Source organism: Nonomuraea sp. NPDC050540 (assembly GCF_044457485.1).
In the GTDB taxonomy this organism is placed as follows: Bacteria; Actinomycetota; Actinomycetes; order Streptosporangiales; family Streptosporangiaceae; genus Nonomuraea.
Genome location: NZ_JBITHA010000004.1, coordinates 372,399 through 390,097, shown reverse-complemented (window position 1 = coordinate 390,097; position 17,699 = coordinate 372,399). Strand labels below are relative to the sequence as shown.

Genomic DNA, 17,699 nt, shown 5'->3' with positions numbered 1-17,699 from the left:
AGACAGCCAAGCAGCCGAGCAGGGCCGGGACGATCAGGCGGGAAGAGTGGGACAGCCAGAGGGGTCCAGGAGCGGGGCAGGAACACGGGACGAGGCGAGTGCGGGGCAGGAACAAGGGGCGAGACGGGAGCTGGACAGGGACACGGGGTGAGACGGGAGCGGGGGCAAAGCCCGTGTGAAGGGCCGCCCGGGGCCGCACTGGAGTGGGACGGGGGGTGGAGCGGGTGCGGGGTGGGCGTCAGGGGTCGGTGGTGCCTTCTGAGGTGATCCAGGACGGGCCTGCGCGGGCTCGGCCTGTGACGACGCGTTTGCCCACGCCTGGGAGGGTGATGTCCAGGGATGTCCACACGTCGGCGGTCTCTTCGGTGATGGTGCAGCGGGTCAGGCGTACGGCGTTGGCCAGCGCGACCTTCTCGGCCCGCGCGCAGGCCTGATCCGGGGCGGCCAGGGCTAGACGGGCGGCTTCCAGGGCGCTCAGGTCGGCGGCCGCGTACACCCGGTGCCTGGCGACGCGGACGGAGCCGACCGCGGCCAGAGTCATGGCCGCCGACATGAGCAACGCCATGAGGCCAACGCCCCAGATCGTGGCCGAGCCTTGGTCGCGGGGCCGCCTGCTCCTGGTTGCCGGGTTGCTGGCGCTGGGCTCGGGCTCGGGCTCGGGCTCGGGCTCGGGCTCGGGCTCGGGCTCGGGCTCGGGCTCGGGCTCGCCGGTCATTGTTCGGTGCCTGCTGTCGCGGAGGCCGTCACCGTGACGGCGGGCAGGCGGGTGGCCCAGTTGGGGCGGACGTCCATGGTGATCTCGACCTTCGTCAGTTGCGGGGAGCGGGTGATGCGGACCTGAGCCCCGGGCCGGGTGGCCGATCGGGCGGCCTCCTGGACCTTGTCCAGGGGTTCACCCCGGGCCGCGGCTCTGGCGGCGGCTCTGGCGGCGTCCACGCATTCCAGCTGGGCGCCTACCGCCTGGACGGCCCACAGGGCAGCCGCCAGGACCACGATCAGGGCGGGGAGCATGGCGGCGGTCTCGGCGGTGACCGAGCCTCTCGACGCGGCGGGGGTGGCGGCCCGCGCTTGCGTTGGACGCCACCAGGTACGCATCGTCATCCGGCTGAGTTGAGCGCCCGGTCGACCAGGGCGGTGAGGGCGTCGAGGATCTCGGGGCTGTTGATGACCTTGATGAGCAGCAGTGCGAAGGCCACGGCGGCGAGGGTGCCCACCGCGTACTCGGCGGTGGACATGCCGGCGTCGGACCTGACGGCCGTGCGGTGGGACGTGAGCTCTGCGGGGGGTGACTGCTCGGGGATCGCCCGCGTGGTGGGGTCGGCATCGGGTTCTGGAGTGTCGGGAGCGCTGCGATCTGGATCCGGGGGTTCGGGGTGGGGTGGGGCGGGGGGCTTGGCTGCGATGTCTCGCTGGATGGTCGTGGTGCTCATCGGGCCTCCTGGTGTTGGGCGCTGGGGCTTGACCGGCGCGGGAGTCCAAGAGTCGCCGAGAGGGGGTGGGTGGCGATCGGCTGAACGAGGTTCTGTGGATTGACGCCCGCGGGATGTGCACAGCTGTGGATAGCGCCTGCGGCACGATCAGGGCAGGACGATCGTGGACGCCAGGCCCGCGATGATCGGGATGACGCCCAGCAGCACGAACGCGGGCAGGAAGCACAGCCCCAGCGGCGCCACCGCCTTCACCGCCACCCTGCGCGCGGCGGCCAGCGACGTTGCACGAGCCGCCTCCCGGGCATCGTCAACCAGACGGGTGAGTACGTCGGCCACCGGCGCCCCGCTGAGAGCGGCCCGGGTCATGGCACGGGCCAGGTGAGCGGTGGCAGGATCGCGGGCCAGGTGGGCCCAGGTGGGCTCCGCGTCCGCCCCCAGGCGCAGCTGAGTGCTCACCCACAGCAGGCGATCCGCCAACGGCCCGGGCACGGCCCCGGCCGCGGTCTCCTTGGCGGTGCTGACCGGCCGGCCCGCCAGCAGGCAGGCGGCCATCAGATCCACGGCGAAGGGAAGGTCGGCCGCGATCCGCCGGCGTTCCAGGCGGACAGCCGGAGGCTCCTGCCGATGCAGCGCCCAGCCGGCCCCCGAAGCCGCGAGAACCCCGGCGACGACACCCGCCACACCCCCGACCGCCAGCCCGGTCACAAGCCCGGCGCAGGCGGCGGACACGAGCGTGCGCCGGTCGGGAGGCCACGTGGGCGTGGATCCGAGCCAGCGAGGCACCTCCTCAGCGGGGTCGCGCGCCGCGCCGTCGCCGGGAGGGCGCAGGCGCGACAACCGGCGAGCGGCCGTGTCCGGAGGCAGCCAGACCCAGACGGCCACGGCAGCGCACAGAGCAGCCAGAAGGTACATGGATCAGCTCCTCACGAGTCGAGCGCGGCCTTGGCCATGCGGCCGGTCCACCACAGGCCGCCGATGTCGAGCAGGACGCCCGCCCCCAGGCAGGCGAGCCCAGGCACCCCGCCGAACAGGAAGTCGAGCGGACGCATCCCCATCGCGGCCGCCATCCCCACCCCCAGCAAGGGCAGCCCGGCCAGCAACCGGGCGGTGGTACGCGGCCCGGCCAGCTGGGCGGCCACATCCTGCCGATGCGCCTGAGCGGCGCGTAGCGCGTGAGCCACCCGCTCCACCAGCGCCGCCATCCCGGCGCCCACGCCGACCCCGACGCTCCAGCAGGCCGCCAGCCGCCGCAGCCCCTCACCACCCTGTTCGGGGGCGGCGGCGACCAGGGCCGCGGCGACGTCACCGCCGTCCCGTGCCGCTGCCGTCACCTCGCGCAGGTCGCCGGGGACGTCCACCGAGGCGATGGCCCGCGCCAGCGCCTCCCCCGCCGTACGGCCCGCCACCAACTCGGCCGACAAGGCGTGGCAAAGCTCGATGGAGGCCCGATGCCACTCGTCGGCCACCGGCCGCCGCCGCCGGACCAGCCGGGTGATCCACGCCCACCGGAGCCCGGCCGCGGGCCCCCGCCCCAGGACCCGCGCCAGCCGGACCTCGGCGGCGTGCCGGAACCCGCTCCACAGCCAGACGAACCCGCCGACCGCCATGGCGGCCACGACAAGGGCGTTCACAACGCCTCCTCAAGACGCCCGTAAGCGGGCCCGAGCCGCACGGCCCCGGCCTCGTGGAACGTCATGGCCGTCCGTGCCTCCACCAGCCCTGACGGCGTCCGGTCCAGCAGGCAGATCTCCGCGACCCGCCGCCGCCCGTCGGCGCGGCTCCTGGCCAGGTGCACGACCACGTCGAGCGCGGCCGCGAGCTGGCTGTGGACGGCCTCCCTGCTGAGTCCGGCCGCGCACCCCAGCGCCTCCAGCCGCGCGGGCACGTCGGCCGCCGCGTTCGCGTGGAGCGTGCCGCAGCCGCCCTCGTGCCCCGTGTTGAGCGCCGCCAGCAGATCGACGACCTCGGCGCCCCTGACCTCGCCCACCACCACGCGATCCGGCCGCATGCGCAGCGCCTGCCGTACGAGATCGCGCAGGCCTATGCCGCCCGCGCCCTCCAGGTTGGCCGGGCGCGACTCCAGCCGCACCACGTGCGGGTGTTCCGGACGTAGTTCGGCGGAGTCTTCGACCAGCAGCAGGCGTTCGCCGGGATCGGCGAGGGACAGCAGCGCGGACAGGAGCGTGGTCTTGCCGGTGCCGGTGCCGCCGGTGACCAGGAAGGCCAGCCGGGACGCGACCGTGCGGCGCAGGATCGCGGCCGCCTCCGGGGCCAGCGTGCCCGCGCGGACCAGGGCGTCCATCGTGTACGTCTGCCGCGGCGGCAGGCGCAGTGAGACACACGTGCCGCCGGAGGCGATGGGCGGCAGCACGGCATGCAGGCGTACGCCGCCCGCCAGCCGGGCGTCCACGTAAGGGCAGGCGTCGTCCAGCCGGCGGCCCGCGGCGGCGGCCAGGCGCTGGGCCAGCCTGCGCACGGCGGCGTCGTCGGCGAAGGCCACCCGGGTACGGCGCAGCCCCCGGCCGTCGTCGACCCAGACCTCGCGGGGCCCGTTGACCAGGACGTCGGTGACGTCGGGCGCGGCCAGCAGGGGCTCCAGCGGCCCCGCGCCGATCAGGTCGGCGCACAGGGCGCGGGCGACGGCCAGGATCTCGGCGTCGCCGTACACGGACTTCTCGGCGCGCAGCGCGAGCGCGACCTGGGCGGCGCTCGGCTCGACACCCGTGCGCGCCAGCCTGGCGCGCACGGCCTCGACGAGGTCGGCGGGCGGGGACTCCATCAGCGGTCCTGGGCGAGCGTTTGGACGAGCGTGGCGCACAGACCGCCCAGGGCGGTGCGCGGGCCCAGGCGCGGGAGTTCGCCGCGGTTGAGTGTGGCCGAGAGCCTCGGATGGTCGGGGAGGGTGCCGGCGAGCGGGAGGTCGAGGCTGTGGGCCACGGCCCGCTCGTCGAGGGCGCCCGGCCGGACCACGGCCCTGATGTCGGCGGTGTGCTCGGCCACGTCGTGCACGACCTGGGCGGTGGCCAGGACGCCGCGCACGTCGGCCGTGGCGACGGCGAACGTGGTGTCGGCCCTGGCCAGGGCTTCCGCGGCGGCGGGGTCGAGGTGGCGTGGCAGGTCGACCACGACGAGGTCGAAGCCGCGCCGCCCCGCTTCGAGCACCGCGCGCATGGCGGCCGGCGGGACCGGGGCGGCCCGTCCTCTGCCGAAGCTCAGCAGGGCCAGGTCGCCGAAGGCGGGCAGGGCGGCGGACAGGGCGCCCGCGTTGATGCGGCCCTCTCTGGCCAGCAGGTCGCTCCAGCGGGCGCCCGGGGCCTCCTCGCGGCCCAGAAGCGCGTCGATGCCGCCGCCGAGCCGGTCGGCGTCGACGAGGAGGGTGGCGAGGCGGTCGGCGGAGGCCTTCAGGGCCAGGCAGGCGGCCAGGACGCTGGCGCCCGCGCCACCGCGGCCGCCGACCACGCAGGCCACCACGCCCGCGCGGGAGGCGGGCTCCAGGGCCTCGGCGAACTCCTCCACCAGGCGGCGTTCGTCGCCCGGAAGGTCCATGACGGCTTGGGCGCCCACTTCCACGCAGCGCCGCCAGGCTCCGGGGTCGGCGGGTTCGCGGGCGGCCAGGAAGACGCGCTCGCGCGCGGGCGGGGCGGTTTCCGCCACCTTCCCCGCCAGGTCGTCGCCGACCACGACCACCGGGGCGATGCCCCAGTACGGCCGGGCGACGGCGGGGTTGTGGGCGACGTCGAGCTGTGTTCCGGCCGCGGCGGCCACGCGGACGAGGTCGTCGAGGAGGTCTTGGTCCTCGGTGATGACCAGGGGACGGTGCATCGGATGCCTCCCGGGGCGGGTTGGGAGGACAACCATGCGGGGAGGCGCGGGCGGCGCGAGGAGCCGAACGGGGTTCTGTGGATGGAGCCGCCGACTGTGGAAAAGGGGCGACCCCCGCCGGGGGGGAGAGCGGGGGTCGCCTGATCGGTCCGGCTCCGGGGGGGTAGAGCCGGTCCCGTTTCAGAAGAAAGCTTTCAACACTTAACCAGAGCATGGCAAGGGACTTGCAATGCAAACCCATGCACAGTCGCTCCAGTTTCGGGAGATACCACCGTATGCTGCCCGATCGACTCGAGTTTCGTCGAGGAGCAATCTCGCATTTTCGCTAAGTTTTTTCCTCGGAAGCTAACGATCACATAAAGGAGATCACTCAGCGTGATCATCACGGGAAGGTCACCCCGCGACCCCGCTCGTACGGCCGGCAAAGATCGGACCGGTGCCCCACGCCGCAGTAAAGGTCTTGGTCCCAGGGGTTCCCATCAGGGCGAATCCGACGTAGAAAGGGGACACGGACCACTTGTCCGGGTGCGTCAGCCGGGTACCCACGCGCGACCAGCCGCGGGAGGCGCGTCGAGACGGGCTTGACCCGATCCGACGAATTGAGGTGCACGCTTGGTAACCCGGTGTGATGCACGGCAGACGGCGTCTCACAAGCGAGGCGCCGTCAGCTATGTTCAGCCGCGTTGCATGGCCTCGCAGATGGCCGTCGTCTCCCGGACACCAAGGCTTACCGCGGCGGCACACTGGCGTACCCATTCGGCCACCCCGCCGTCCACGTACGCCTTCAGGCCGGCCTCGTAGTCCTGCTCAAGGTGCCCCACCTCGACCGCGACGATCGACTTCGGGTCCAGGCCGAACTCCACCAGCGTGAGCCGTTCCGCGGCGCGCGCCACGACCCCGTCCGCGCTGCCGAAGGGACGCAGGACCGCCAGTTCCGCGTGCACGATCGCGGCCAGGACCAGGGCCGGAGCCTTGGTGGGCGTCTCCAGCAGGCCGAAGAGGGCGTCCAGCCGCGGTCCTCCCGCCGACGGCCGCCCGAGCGCGTCCTGGCCGACGAGACCGGCCGCCGCCACCGAGTGGAGGCGGGCCATGACCTGCCGGGGAGCCTTGCGCCAGGTCGGGCCCAGCCTGCCGACCTCCGCCGAGGCCCGCAGCGCGCCCTGCACGACCGGATCGGACACCTCGTCGCGGCGCAGCGCGTCCAGCGTGACGTCCGCGCCCTCCAGCGCCGCCGAAGCCCGCGCGCCACGCAGGGACGACTCGGTGGACACCGCGGGACGGGCCCGGCGCAGCACTCGATGCCGGTAAAGCCGGTCGACGGCTTCACGGGCCTCGTCGACGGCCTCGGGAACGCCGGGAAGCTTCGCGACTGCGGCCAGAGGGTCACTCACGCGTCCGACCTTACCTGTGGGTAACTCGTGGGGCCGCTGAGGGGGCCCATAAACCCCGACAAATTGGCTCGTTCCATCATTCTCTGCTTTCGCGATGACATCGGGTCAATAGCGAAGGTAATGACGAGGGATAAGCGCCACGGCCGGTACGGACCTGTCTAGACCTCTTGCTTGAGCCGCCCGCCACCTGGTGAAGTGGGACACGACCTAACCAATCTGGCCATAGAAGGAGCACTCAGGTGGCCCCGGAAACCCCTGGCACCGAGCCCCAGGCGCTGTCGAACCTGCTGCAGGAGAACCGCAGGTTCGCACCACCCGCCGACCTGGCCGCGGCCGCGAACGTGACCGCCGACGCATACGACGAGGCGGCGGCCGACCGTCTCGGGTTTTGGGAGCGCGCCGCAGACCGCCTGACCTGGGCCAAGCGCTGGGACACCACGTTGGAGTGGAACCCGCCGTTCGCGAAGTGGTTCACCGGCGGCAGGCTGAACATCGCCTACAACTGCGTCGACCGCCACGTGGAGGCCGGGCGGGGTGACAAGGTCGCCTACCACTGGGAGGGCGAGCCTGAGGGCGACAGCCGTACCCTCACCTATGCGGACCTGCAGCGGGAGGTCAACAAGACCGCCAACGCGCTCCAGGAGCTGGGTGTCGCCAAGGGCGACCGCGTGGCGATCTACATGCCGATGATCCCCGAGCTGCCGATCGCGATGCTGGCCTGCGCCCGCATCGGCGCGATCCACTCGGTGGTCTTCGGCGGCTTCTCGGCCAGCGCGCTCAAGAGCCGCATCGACGACGCCGACGCCAAGCTCGTGATCACCGCCGACGGCGGCTACCGCAGGGGCGCGCCGTCCGCGCTCAAGCCGACCGTGGACGAGGCCGTGGCCCAGTGTCCGCAGATCGAGCACGTGCTCGTCGTCCGCCGGACAAATCAGGAAATTTCCACGTACGACCGGGATGTCTTCTGGGCCGACATCGTCGAGCGCCAGAGCGACCAGCACACCCCCGAGCCGCACGACGCCGAGGACCCGCTGTTCATCCTCTACACCAGCGGCACCACCGGGAAGCCGAAGGGCATCCTGCACACCACCGGCGGCTACCTCACCCAGACGTCCTGGACCCACAACGCGGTCTTCGACCTCAAGCCCGAGACCGACATCTACTGGTGCACCGCGGACATCGGCTGGGTGACCGGGCACTCCTACATCGTGTACGGCCCGCTGGCCAACGGCGCCACCAGCGTCATCTACGAGGGCACCCCAGACACCCCGCACCGCGGCAGGTTCTGGGAGATCGTGCAGAAGTACAAGATCACGATCCTCTACACCGCGCCCACCGCGATCCGGACGTTCATGAAGTGGGGCGACGACATCCCCGCGAAGTTCGACATGTCGTCCTTGCGCGTCCTCGGCTCCGTGGGCGAGCCCATCAACCCCGAGGCCTACGTCTGGTACCGCGAGCACATCGGCGCCGGCCGTACCCCCGTCGTGGACACGTGGTGGCAGACGGAGACCGGCGCGATCATGATCAGCCCGCTCCCCGGCGTGACCAGCGCGAAGCCGGGCGCGGCGATGCGCCCGCTGCCGGGAATCGTCGCCGACGTGGTCGACGACCAGGGCCAGAGCGTGCCCAACGGAGGCGGCGGCTACCTGGCCGTCCGCGAGCCGTGGCCGTCGATGCTGCGCACCATCTGGGGCGACGACGAGCGCTACATCGACACCTACTGGTCGCGCTTCCCCGGCATGTACTTCGCCGGCGACGGCGCCAAGCGCGACGAGGACGGCGACATCTGGCTGCTCGGCCGGGTCGACGACGTCATGCTCGTGTCCGGCCACAACATCTCCACCACGGAGGTGGAGTCGGCCCTGGTCAGCCACCCGAAGGTCGCCGAGGCGGCGGTCGTGGGCGCCACCGACCCGGTCACCGGCCAGGCGATCGTCTCGTTCGTCATCCTGCGCGGCACCGCGGAGGAGGGCGCGGACATCGCCACCGAGCTGCGCAACCACGTGGCCAAGACCCTCGGCCCGATCGCCAAGCCGCGCCAGATCCTGGTCGTGCCCGAGCTGCCCAAGACCCGCTCCGGCAAGATCATGCGCCGCCTGCTGCGCGACGTGGCGGAGAACCGCAGCGTCGGCGACGTCACCACGCTGGCCGACAGCACGGTGATGAACCTCATCTCGGAGAAGCTGCCCTCCGCCAAGAGCGAGGACTGAGCACCGAGGTAGAAGAAGGCCCTCATAGCCCCTATGGGGGCCTTCCTCATGCTTACGGGTACATTAATCACGGGTGTGCCGGGAAGTCTGGTCGGCGACAGGGGGTACCGACCCCAAAACCGCCACTCCCGAGGGGGAACCACCTTGCGCCGCGCCGCCGAGGTCTGGCCGTTCCGGCCCACCGTCCGCTACGCCCGCACGCTCGCCGAAGCGCTGCGCGCCGAGACGATCGGCGGCATCATCATGCTGGCGGCCACCGTGGCCGCGCTGATCTGGGCCAACGTGTCCTACGAGAGCTACGCCGCCCTCCGCGACACCAAGATCGGACCGGCGGCGCTCCACCTCGATCTCGAACTCGTCACCTGGGCCCAGAACGGCCTGCTGACCATCTTCTTCTTCGTGGCGGGGCTGGAGGTCAAGGAGGAGTTCGTCCACGGCGAGCTCAGCAACCTGCGCAAGGCGGCCCTGCCGATCATCGCGGCCATCGCCGGCATGATCGTCCCGGCGGCCATCTTCCTGCTGGTCAGCTGGGGTGCGCCCGAGGCCGGACGCGGGTGGGCGATCCCCACGGCGACCGACATCGCCTTCGCCCTGGCCGTCCTCGCCGTCACCGCCAGCGCGATGCCCGCGGCCCTGCGGGCGTTCCTGCTGACCAGCGCCGTCGTCGACGACCTCGGCGCGATCTCCATCATCGCGATCTTCTACACGGAGAACCTCGACCTGATCATGCTGGCGGCCGGGGCCGCGCTGATCTGCCTGTACGGGTTCCTGCAGTACAAGCGGGTCAAGGGGGTATGGATCTATCTGCCGCTCGCCGTACTGGCGTGGTACTTCGTCGAGGTCAGCGGCGTGCACGCGACCGTCGCCGGTGTGGCGCTCGGACTGCTCACGCGCGTGTGGGCGGACGACACCGAGGAACGCTCTCCGTCGGAGGCCGCCGACCACCACATCCGCCCGCTTTCTGCGGGCTTCGCCGTTCCGGTCTTTGCCTTTCTGTCGGCGGGGGTGCAACTCAACGCGTCAAGCATGAGCGGTATCTTCTCCGATCGGGTAGTTCTGGGGGTGGTGGCGGGTCTCGTGCTCGGCAAGTTCCTCGGAGTCTTCGGCGGCGCCTGGCTGTCGGTGAGGCTCGGCCTGGCGAGACTGTCGGAAGAGCTGCACTGGCGGGACATGGCGGCGGTGTCACTGCTGGCCGGGATCGGGTTCACGGTGTCGCTGCTCATCGGCGGCCTCGCCTACGGACACGATCCGCAGCGCGCCGACGCCGTCACCACGGGGATCCTCGCGGCCAGCCTGATCGCCTCGGTTCTGGCCGCGGTGCTCCTCAACCTCCGGGTACGCAATCGCCGCAGGGCGCTGGATGATGTTTGACATGGCCACCAGGCCCCGATAGGAGACGTTCATGCAGCAGACCACGGAAGAGGAATCCCTGGGCTCTCTCGTCGCCCAGGCGAGCCAGCAGATCTCCACGCTGGTCCGCTCGGAGATCGAGCTGGCCAAGGCCGAGCTGAGGTTCGACGCCAAACGCGTCGGCACGGCCGCGGGCCTGTTCGCCGCCGCGGCGTTCATGGCCCACCTGTGCCTGATCCTGATCTCTTTCACGATCGCGTACGTGCTGGACCAATGGCTGCCGACGTGGGCCGCCTTCCTCATCGTGACCGTCTTCTACCTGCTGGCCGCGGGACTGCTGGTGTTCATCGGCATGCGCAGGCTCAAGGGGCTCGCCGGCATGAAGCGCACCGCGCGCTCGATCAAGGGACTCAAGGAGATCGCCGACCCCGACGACGGCCTGGTGCCGACCGCGGGCCTGGCGGGCACACATCGCGAGCCGGTGAAGCCAGATGGCACCTGACGAGGCGTTCGTCCAGATCGAGGGGCCCTGGACACACCGCGGCGTACACGCCGGCGGCACCCGCTTCCACGTCGTGGAGGCCGGCGAGGGGCCGCTCGTCCTGCTGCTGCACGGCTTCCCGCAGTTCTGGTGGACCTGGCGGCGCCAGCTCGTCTCCCTGGCCGAGGCGGGCTACCGGGCGGTCGCGGTCGACCTGCGCGGCTACGGCGGCAGCGACAAGCCGCCGCGCGGCTACGACCTGCCCACCCTGGCCGGCGACGCCACCGGCCTGATCAGGGCCCTCGGCGAGACCCGCGCGATCGTCGTCGGCCACGACTGGGGCGGCCTGATGGCCTGGACCATGGCCGTCATGGACCCCAAGAGCGTCAGCAGGCTGGTCACCGTGGGCGCGCCGCACCCGCGCCGCCTGCGCCGCACGCTGCTCAGCCCCGGCCAGTTCAGGGCCAACCGCCACGCCCTGCGCTTCCAGCTGCCGACCCTGCCCGAGCGGCGGCTCGTCGCCCACGAGGGCGCGCTCGTGGGCAGCCTGCTGGAGGCCTGGTCGCGGCCCGGCTGGCCCGACGCCGAGACCGGCCGCACCTACCGCGAGGCCTTCCGCATCCCCGCGGTGGCCCACCTCGCCCTGGAGTACCACCGCTGGTTCGGCCGCTCCCAGCTGCGGCCCGACGGCCTGCGCTACGCCAGGGCCATGCGCACCGCGGTCGAGTCGCCGACCCTGCAACTGCACGGCCTGCTCGACACCTGCGTCCTGCCGCGCACCGCGCAGGGCTCCGGCCGATACGTCGCCGCGCCGTACCGCTGGAGGCTGATCGAGGGAGCGGGGCATTTCCCCCACGAGGAGACCCCCGAGAAGTTCGACGCAGAGCTGCTCGGGTGGCTAGCCGACCCGGAGCCTGATCGATGAGAGACCGCGACAGCGAGGGCAGGCCGCGCAACGCGCGCCCCCGCGACGAGTTCGGCCGTCCCCTGCCGTACGGCACGGCCGGGGTCCCACGCGTCCCCGACGACTACGCCCCCACCACCGAGCAGGCGCTCGACGACGGCCGCCGGTTCCTGTCCGAGCACAAGCCCTTCCACGCGCACGAGGTGTTCGAGGGCCGCTGGAAATGCGCCCCCGACGAGGAGCGCGAGCTGTGGCAAGGCCTGGCGCAGATCTGCGTCGGCCTCACCCACCTGCAACGGGGCAACGGGCGCGGGGCCCTGACCCTCTTCAGCCGCGGCGCCGCCCGCATCCAGGGGTACGGCCCGCCGTACGACCAGGTGGGCAGGGCGGCGACGGGCTTCGGCGAGGACAGCGACGCGAGCGCGGCCATCGCCCTGATCCTGCGCGAGCTCGAACTGTCGTAGCCCGCGGCTAGCCTGACGGCATGGCCGAACGCAAGCACGGGGCGCCCGCTCCGCCCACCGAGTCCGCGATCAGGTCAGGCGAGTGGGACGGCCGCGACCTCGACCATGAGACGTTCCGCCGCGTGCTGTTCGTCGACGTCGACATGACCGAGATGATCAACCGCGGCTCGGCGTTCGAGGAGTGCACGTTCTCGCAGGTGCGCTTCAACGTCTCCGAGCACGACGACTCCAGCTTCGTCAACTGCACGTTCAGGCGGTGCTCGTTCTTCGACGCCACGTTCCGGGCGTGCAAGTTCACCGGCAGCATGTTCGACGGCTGCAGCTACGGGCTGCTCAAGGTCGAGGGCGGCGACTGGTCGTTCGTCGGCCTGCCCGGCGCCGACCTGCGCGGCAGCGCCTTCCACGGGGTGCGGCTGCGCGAGGCCGACCTGACGGGGGCGCGGCTGGAGAAGGCCGAGATCCTGCGCAGCGACCTGTCGGGCGCCTGGCTGCACAGCGCCGACCTGACCGCCTGCGACCTGCGCGGCAGCGACCTGGCCGCGCTCGACCCGCAGGTCACCACGGTCAAGAAGGCGATCATCGACTCCTTCCAGGCGACGGTCGTGGCCGCCGCGCTGGGCTTCGACGTGCGCTGATGGCGTGCGCGGGTGTGGCTAGTCGCAGCGCTGGGTGCTGGCCGGGCTGACGTCGGCGCGTCCGGCCGACGCGTCGGGGCGGACCTCGTCGGCGGTCAGGACGTACCCGGTCTCCTCCTGGCTGATGGCCGCGGCGAAGATCACGCCGAAGACCTTGCCGTCGACGGTGAGCAGCGGTCCGCCGGAGTTGCCGGGCAGCACCTTGCCGCGGATCTGGTAGACCTGCCGGGTGACGTTCATGCTGCGGTAGATGTCGGGGCCCTTGGCGGGGATCTTGCTGCGGATGCGGGCCGGCTCGGCGGTGAAGCCCTTGCCCTTGGGGTAGCCGGCGATGATCGCGCTGTCGCCGCTCCTGGCCTGGCCGTCGAACTCCAGGTCGGGCAGGTTGAGGCCGGGAACGTGCAGGATCGCGATGTCGCGCTGCGGGTTGTAGCGGACCACGGTCGCCGCGTGCTTGTTGCCGCCCTGGTCGATGACCTCCAGGTCGCGGGTGACGCCGGCGACCACGTGCGCGTTGGTCATGATCCGGTCGGGTTCGTAGACGAAGCCGGTGCCCTCGATGTGCTTGTTGCAGCTCTCGGCGTTGCCCTGGACCTTGACGATCGACGCGCGGGCCTTCTTGAGCTTCCCGCCCTGCAGCACGCTGACGTCGGGCGGCGCGACGTTGACCAGCTGGTCGCCGCCGATCGCGTCGAACACCGGCGGGAACTCGGAGTTGTCGATGAACTGCTTGAACGGCTGCTGCCAGTTGCGCGCGGCCTGCGGGATCGCGTCGTCGACCGTGGTCAGCAGCAGCGAGTCCTTCACCTGGGTGACCAAAGGCGTGAACGAGGTCGAGACGATCAGCGAGCCGATCAGCCACGCGATGACCAGCACCGACAGCGCGCTGGCGAACGTGCCGCCCACCGCGTCGGCCAGCTTCGCCGGCTCCCAGGTGACGTGCGAGCGGACGACGGCGCCGATCGTCGAGGAGGCGAACTGGCCGATCGTCGCCGTCAGGAAGACGATCACGATGGCGAGCAGCGCCTGCTCGGTCGGGCCGCTGACCACGGCCTTGGAGATCGGCGGCGCGATGAACACCCCGAGCACCGCCCCGCCCACGAACCCCACGAAGCTCATGACGCCGATGATGAAGCCCTGCCGGTAACCCGAGATCCCGAAGGCGATCACGAGGCCGATCAAGATGAGGTCAAGCAGATCACCGCGCACGCTTCAAAGGTAACCAGCAACCGGGTCAAGTGTGCACGCCTTCGGCCAGGACGGGCTTACCCTCCGGGCTAGCGTGACGGCGTGAGCGTGCGCGAGATCGTCGAGACGGCCCTGACCGACCCCGACCCTGCCGGACCCGTCAGAAAGGGCGCGATCAGCGCGCTGCGAGCGCGTGGGGACTCAGAGTCCTTCACCCTGGCCAGACGCCTGTGCGCGGCGGAGAGCGCGGCTGAGCGGCTGCTGGGGGTGCACATCATGGCCGACCTGAGCGCGTTCAGGCTCCGGTCGCTGCCGATCCTGCGCTACCTGGCCGTCGGCGACGACGATGCGGGCGTACGGCACGCCGCCCTAGCCTCGGCGGGCCAGCTTGACGGCCTCGGGCGGCAGATCCTCGGTCACTGACGGATCCCACGGCCGCTCGAACCCGCTCATCCCCAGCACCCCGTCCAGCAGGCTCGCGGTGAAGCCCCACACCAGCATCCCCCGCACCCTGAACGCCGGGCCCGCGTAACCGCCGGGGTGGCGCAACGTCATCCGGTTGCCCGGATCCACCAGCTCGGCGACCGGCACCCGCTCCACCGACTCCACCTCGTCGGGGGCCGCCGCGCGCACCGCCGACGGCGCGTGCCACCAGCCCAGCACGGGGGTGACGCGGTTGTCGCTGCGCCAGATGTACACCTCGGGCATCGTGCACACGACCGTCACCCCTTGGGGCATCAGTCCCGTCTCCTCCTCGGCCTCCCTGAGCGCCGCCCGCACCGGGCCGCCGTCCTCCGGGTCCACGCCGCCGCCGGGAAAGGCGGGCTGACCGGCGTGCCTGCGTCCGCGCGAGCTGCGCTGGATCAGCAGCACGTCGGGCCCCAGGGGGCCCTCGCCGAACAGCATCAGCACCGCCGCCCGCCTGCCCGCGCCGTCGGCGGGCGGGTGCATGTCTCGGGGAGGTTGCGTGCGTACGGCTTTCGCCGCCAGTTGGTCCAGCCAGTCGGGCACCTGCGTCACGAACACCTCCAACGCGATCGAGCCCTCGCAGCTTCCCACCAAGGTTGTTCGAGATCAGGAGAACGGGCCGGGTCTGACGAGTTTCTGGGCGGCCTTCTCCTCCGTGGGGCCGGTGCCGTACGCGGGACAGAGGGCGGCCAGCGGGCACACGCCGCAGGCGGGCCTGCGGGCGTGGCAGATGCGGCGGCCGTGCCAGATGACCCGGTGGGAGAAGATGGTCCATTCCCGCTTGGGTATGAGCTCCCCGACCACGTGCTCGATCTTGACCGGGTCGGTCTCCTCGGTCCAGCCGAAGCGGCGTACCAGGCGCTGGAAGTGGGTGTCGACGGTCAGGCCCGGCACGCCGAACGCGTTTCCGAGGACCACGTTGGCGGTCTTGCGGCCCACGCCGGGCAGGGTGACGAGATCTTTGAGCTTGCCGGGGACCTCGCCGTGGTAGCGGTCGCAGACGGCCTGGGCCATGCCGATGATCGAGTTGGTCTTGGCACGGAAGAAGCCGGTCGACTTGATGATCGTTTCCATCTCGGCGCGGTCGGCGGCGGCGTAATCCTGGACTGTCGGATATTTCGCGAAAAGGGTTGGAGTAACCATGTTGACCCTTTTGTCCGTACACTGCGCCGAGAGGATCGTCGCGACCAGCAGCTCTAGCGGGTTACCGAAGTCGAGCTCGCAGTGGGCGTCGGGGTAGGTTTCCGCCAGTATGCGATTCATCCGGCGCGCCCTGCGCACCAGGGCGAGTCTCGACTCAGAGGGCATCTCCCTAGCCTAAGTGCGTGGCGGGAAGTGGGGTGCGTCACAATGGCAGCAGAGGAGGCAGAGTGAACACCGAAGACGTGCTGGGCAAGGCCCCCCTGTTCGCCGCGCTCGACCGTGAGAGCGCAGCGGCGCTGCGCACGAGCATCACCGAAGTCCAGCTGTCCAAGGGACAGACGCTCTTCCATGAGAACGAGACGGGCGACCGTCTCTACGTCGTGCTCGAAGGCAAGATCAAACTTTCCCGCCAGTCCCCGGACGGCCGCGAGAACCTGCTGAGCGTGCTCGGCCCGAGCGAGATGTTCGGCGAACTGTCGCTGTTCGATCCCCGGCCGCGCACCGCGACCGCCACGGCTCTGACGGATGTACGGCTGGCCGGGCTGGGCCACGACGACCTGCGCCCCTGGCTAACCGGCCGCCCCGAGGTGGCCCTGCACCTGTTGCGCGCCCTGGCCCAGCGGTTGCGGCGCACCAACGACGTGCTGGCCGACCTGGTCTTCACCGACGTACCGGGACGCGTGGCCAAGCAGTTGCTGGACCTGGCGGAACGTTTCGGCGCGAAGACCGACGACGGGCTGCGCGTCCACCACGACCTGACCCAGGAAGAGCTCGCCCAGCTGGTGGGCGCCTCCAGGGAGACGGTGAACAAGGCACTGGCCGACTTCGCCCAGCGAGGCTGGCTGCGCATCGAGGCCAAGGCGGTCGTGATCCTCGACATGGACCGCCTCCACAACCGCTCCCGCTGACCGCCCAAGGGCCCGTGCGGGCAGTTCTCCGTGGGGCCCTACAGGCAGCAGGGGCCGGTTGTTGCAAGTGGTTGTCAACCTCTTCTGGGTATGGTCCGGCGATGACTGGACGATGGCAGATGGTCGCGGCCCTGACCTTATGTGTGGCGATCTTCTCGGTGAACTGGACCGTGTTGAACGCCGCCGGATCGATCATCACCTCCGAGCTCGGCCTCACCCCGGCGACCGAGGTCATGCTGGCCTACGCCTTCCCCGTGGCGCTCCTGGGGGTGCTGATCCCCGTGAAGGGCCGTCTGAGCGTGCTCCTGTGGGGTCTGGCCGGCTTCGGCCTGATGTCGGCCGCGGGCGCGTTCGCGGTGAACGGCGGCATGCTCGTCGCCTGCCGGTTCGGGCAGGGGCTGGCGTCCGCGATCGTGCTGCGGGCCGGGTTCGAGCTCGCCAGGACGCACCTGCGTGGCGCCACCTGGTGGCCGGCGGTCGCGATCCCGGCGGTGGTGGCCCTGGTGGGGCTGAACGCCGGGCCCGTGATCGGCGGCGTCATCTCCCAGTACCTCTCCTTCCGATGGAACCTCCTGGTCTGCGTGCCGCTGACCGTCGTCGCCGTGGTGGCGGTGGCGCTCTTCACGCCGCGTACCCGCCCCGCTCCGGAGACCCGTACGGACTTGTCCGGATAATTCAGGGACGGCTTCACCAGCCACAACGTTCTTGTCAGCGTGATTCCAGAAACGACCGGTCGCGGAGCGCACGGCTCCGCGACGGCAGAGAGGAATCCCGTTGTCCAGACTCATCAAGTCCGCGTTCACCACGGTGGCGCTGTCCGGCGCGCTCGCACTGGCGGCCACGTCCGCCGGCGCCGTACCCAGCTCCCAGAACGGCACGCAGACCAGCGCGCAGTCCTTCACCGGCGAGAACAGCCCCTGGACCGCCCAGACGATCGGAGCCTGGGGGAACATCCCGACCGCGTCGGTCAACGTCACCGTGCCCGCGGGGACGACACGATTCGTCGACGCCCGCTTCACCGCCGAGTCCATCTGCGTCGGCGCGGCCAGCGCGTGGTGCTCCGTGCGCGTCGTCGTGGTCAACTCCGCCGGCACGACCACCGAACTGCACCCGGTCGCGAGCACGGACTACAAGTTCGACAGCCCCGGTGACGCCGAGGAGGCGCACGCCCTGGAGCGCTTCTCCGCTCCCCTGGGCCCGGGGGCCTACACCGTCCGGGTGCAGGCCCTGCGCATGAACGGCATCACCCAGTTCACCCTGGACGACTACGCGTTCGCCGTGGGCCTCGTCCAGCCCTGAGCG

General features: G+C 71.2%; 21 protein-coding genes. 10 read left to right on the top strand and 11 right to left on the bottom strand.

Annotated features, from left to right (window positions below):
* Positions 1-238 precede the first annotated feature (238 nt).
* The 8 genes from ACIBI5_RS16405 to ACIBI5_RS16370 all read right to left on the bottom strand — a co-directional run bounded on the left by ACIBI5_RS16405 (position 239) and on the right by ACIBI5_RS16370 (position 6,643).
* Positions 239-715, bottom strand: a complete 477-nt coding sequence (locus ACIBI5_RS16405; protein WP_397247488.1) for an Rv3654c family TadE-like protein — start codon at positions 713-715, stop codon at positions 239-241.
* Positions 712-1,101, bottom strand: coding sequence for a TadE family type IV pilus minor pilin (locus ACIBI5_RS16400; RefSeq protein ID WP_397247486.1), 390 nt, complete (start codon positions 1,099-1,101; stop codon positions 712-714). The genes ACIBI5_RS16405 and ACIBI5_RS16400 overlap by 4 nt, the downstream gene beginning before the upstream one ends.
* Positions 1,098-1,430, bottom strand: a complete 333-nt coding sequence (locus tag ACIBI5_RS16395) for a DUF4244 domain-containing protein (RefSeq protein WP_397247484.1) — start codon at positions 1,428-1,430, stop codon at positions 1,098-1,100. Before ACIBI5_RS16395 ends, ACIBI5_RS16400 begins: the two co-directional genes overlap by 4 nt.
* A 147-nt stretch (positions 1,431-1,577) precedes the next feature.
* Positions 1,578-2,342: a type II secretion system F family protein gene (locus tag ACIBI5_RS16390; RefSeq protein ID WP_397247482.1), complete on the bottom strand. Its 765-nt coding sequence runs from the start codon at positions 2,340-2,342 to the stop codon at positions 1,578-1,580.
* A gap of 11 nt (positions 2,343-2,353) precedes the next feature.
* Entirely contained in the window at positions 2,354-3,061 is a 708-nt protein-coding gene (locus ACIBI5_RS16385) for a type II secretion system F family protein (protein WP_397247480.1), read from the bottom strand.
* Complete coding sequence (locus ACIBI5_RS16380) at positions 3,058-4,209, bottom strand: TadA family conjugal transfer-associated ATPase (RefSeq protein ID WP_397247478.1); 1,152 nt, start codon at positions 4,207-4,209, stop codon at positions 3,058-3,060. Before ACIBI5_RS16380 ends, ACIBI5_RS16385 begins: the two co-directional genes overlap by 4 nt.
* Positions 4,209-5,252, bottom strand: a complete 1,044-nt coding sequence (gene ssd / locus ACIBI5_RS16375) for a septum site-determining protein Ssd (protein WP_397247476.1) — start codon at positions 5,250-5,252, stop codon at positions 4,209-4,211. The genes ACIBI5_RS16380 and ssd overlap by 1 nt, the downstream gene beginning before the upstream one ends.
* Before the next feature lie 674 nt (positions 5,253-5,926).
* The gene (locus tag ACIBI5_RS16370) at positions 5,927-6,643 is read right to left on the bottom strand and encodes an oxidoreductase (RefSeq protein WP_397247474.1); all 717 of its coding nucleotides are present in this window, start codon (positions 6,641-6,643) and stop codon (positions 5,927-5,929) included.
* Positions 6,644-6,882: 239 nt separating this feature from the next.
* Here ACIBI5_RS16370 and acs point away from each other — a divergent pair, with 239 nt between their 5' ends.
* From acs to ACIBI5_RS16340, 6 genes are all read left to right on the top strand, one after another.
* Positions 6,883-8,856: an acetate--CoA ligase gene (acs, locus tag ACIBI5_RS16365; protein ID WP_397247472.1), complete on the top strand. Its 1,974-nt coding sequence runs from the start codon at positions 6,883-6,885 to the stop codon at positions 8,854-8,856.
* A gap of 144 nt (positions 8,857-9,000) precedes the next feature.
* On the top strand, positions 9,001-10,227 hold the full coding sequence (gene nhaA / locus ACIBI5_RS16360; RefSeq protein WP_397247470.1) for a Na+/H+ antiporter NhaA: 1,227 nt from the start codon (positions 9,001-9,003) through the stop codon (positions 10,225-10,227).
* A gap of 31 nt (positions 10,228-10,258) precedes the next feature.
* Positions 10,259-10,708 carry a phage holin family protein gene (locus tag ACIBI5_RS16355; protein ID WP_397247468.1) on the top strand — a complete coding sequence of 150 codons (450 nt, stop codon included), beginning with the start codon at positions 10,259-10,261 and terminating at the stop codon, positions 10,706-10,708.
* Positions 10,698-11,612 (top strand): alpha/beta fold hydrolase, encoded by a 915-nt coding sequence (locus ACIBI5_RS16350; RefSeq protein ID WP_397247466.1) that lies wholly within the window; start codon positions 10,698-10,700, stop codon positions 11,610-11,612. Before ACIBI5_RS16355 ends, ACIBI5_RS16350 begins: the two co-directional genes overlap by 11 nt.
* Positions 11,609-12,055: a DUF309 domain-containing protein gene (locus ACIBI5_RS16345; protein WP_397247464.1), complete on the top strand. Its 447-nt coding sequence runs from the start codon at positions 11,609-11,611 to the stop codon at positions 12,053-12,055. Before ACIBI5_RS16350 ends, ACIBI5_RS16345 begins: the two co-directional genes overlap by 4 nt.
* Positions 12,056-12,075: 20 nt before the next feature.
* Positions 12,076-12,690, top strand: a complete 615-nt coding sequence (locus ACIBI5_RS16340) for a pentapeptide repeat-containing protein (RefSeq protein ID WP_397247462.1) — start codon at positions 12,076-12,078, stop codon at positions 12,688-12,690.
* Positions 12,691-12,708: 18 nt separating this feature from the next.
* Here the strand turns inward: ACIBI5_RS16340 and ACIBI5_RS16335 are convergent, their stop codons facing one another.
* Positions 12,709-13,899: a MarP family serine protease gene (locus ACIBI5_RS16335; protein ID WP_397247460.1), complete on the bottom strand. Its 1,191-nt coding sequence runs from the start codon at positions 13,897-13,899 to the stop codon at positions 12,709-12,711.
* 81 nt (positions 13,900-13,980) lie between these two features.
* Between ACIBI5_RS16335 and ACIBI5_RS16330 the strand changes: the two genes are divergently transcribed.
* Positions 13,981-14,301 (top strand): hypothetical protein, encoded by a 321-nt coding sequence (locus ACIBI5_RS16330; RefSeq protein ID WP_397247458.1) that lies wholly within the window; start codon positions 13,981-13,983, stop codon positions 14,299-14,301.
* On the opposite strand, the gene ACIBI5_RS16325 is transcribed toward ACIBI5_RS16330, so the two are convergent.
* Positions 14,248-14,898: an NUDIX hydrolase gene (locus tag ACIBI5_RS16325; protein WP_397247456.1), complete on the bottom strand. Its 651-nt coding sequence runs from the start codon at positions 14,896-14,898 to the stop codon at positions 14,248-14,250. The two genes, ACIBI5_RS16330 and ACIBI5_RS16325, sit on opposite strands and share 54 nt — an antisense overlap.
* A gap of 54 nt (positions 14,899-14,952) precedes the next feature.
* On the bottom strand, positions 14,953-15,609 hold the full coding sequence (gene nth / locus ACIBI5_RS16320) for an endonuclease III (protein ID WP_397247454.1): 657 nt from the start codon (positions 15,607-15,609) through the stop codon (positions 14,953-14,955).
* A gap of 107 nt (positions 15,610-15,716) precedes the next feature.
* Here nth and ACIBI5_RS16315 point away from each other — a divergent pair, with 107 nt between their 5' ends.
* From ACIBI5_RS16315 to ACIBI5_RS16305, 3 genes are all read left to right on the top strand, one after another.
* Positions 15,717-16,397 carry a Crp/Fnr family transcriptional regulator gene (locus ACIBI5_RS16315; RefSeq protein WP_184958766.1) on the top strand — a complete coding sequence of 227 codons (681 nt, stop codon included), beginning with the start codon at positions 15,717-15,719 and terminating at the stop codon, positions 16,395-16,397.
* Positions 16,398-16,498: 101 nt separating this feature from the next.
* Complete coding sequence (locus ACIBI5_RS16310) at positions 16,499-17,071, top strand: MFS transporter (RefSeq protein WP_397247452.1); 573 nt, start codon at positions 16,499-16,501, stop codon at positions 17,069-17,071.
* Positions 17,072-17,171: 100 nt separating this feature from the next.
* Positions 17,172-17,696 (top strand): hypothetical protein, encoded by a 525-nt coding sequence (locus ACIBI5_RS16305; protein WP_397247450.1) that lies wholly within the window; start codon positions 17,172-17,174, stop codon positions 17,694-17,696.
* Positions 17,697-17,699: the final 3 nt, after the last annotated feature.

Coding starts and splice junctions, on each gene's coding strand:
- ssd (WP_397247476.1), bottom strand. CDS start 5,252: ATGCACCGTCCCCTGGTCATCACCGAGGACCAAGACCTCCTCGACGAC.
- ACIBI5_RS16395 (WP_397247484.1), bottom strand. CDS start 1,430: ATGAGCACCACGACCATCCAGCGAGACATCGCAGCCAAGCCCCCCGCC.
- ACIBI5_RS16340 (WP_397247462.1), top strand. CDS start 12,076: ATGGCCGAACGCAAGCACGGGGCGCCCGCTCCGCCCACCGAGTCCGCG.
- ACIBI5_RS16390 (WP_397247482.1), bottom strand. CDS start 2,342: ATGTACCTTCTGGCTGCTCTGTGCGCTGCCGTGGCCGTCTGGGTCTGG.
- ACIBI5_RS16400 (WP_397247486.1), bottom strand. CDS start 1,101: ATGACGATGCGTACCTGGTGGCGTCCAACGCAAGCGCGGGCCGCCACC.
- ACIBI5_RS16355 (WP_397247468.1), top strand. CDS start 10,259: ATGCAGCAGACCACGGAAGAGGAATCCCTGGGCTCTCTCGTCGCCCAG.
- ACIBI5_RS16405 (WP_397247488.1), bottom strand. CDS start 715: ATGACCGGCGAGCCCGAGCCCGAGCCCGAGCCCGAGCCCGAGCCCGAG.
- ACIBI5_RS16350 (WP_397247466.1), top strand. CDS start 10,698: ATGGCACCTGACGAGGCGTTCGTCCAGATCGAGGGGCCCTGGACACAC.
- nth (WP_397247454.1), bottom strand. CDS start 15,609: ATGAATCGCATACTGGCGGAAACCTACCCCGACGCCCACTGCGAGCTC.
- ACIBI5_RS16345 (WP_397247464.1), top strand. CDS start 11,609: ATGAGAGACCGCGACAGCGAGGGCAGGCCGCGCAACGCGCGCCCCCGC.
- ACIBI5_RS16310 (WP_397247452.1), top strand. CDS start 16,499: ATGACTGGACGATGGCAGATGGTCGCGGCCCTGACCTTATGTGTGGCG.
- ACIBI5_RS16380 (WP_397247478.1), bottom strand. CDS start 4,209: ATGGAGTCCCCGCCCGCCGACCTCGTCGAGGCCGTGCGCGCCAGGCTG.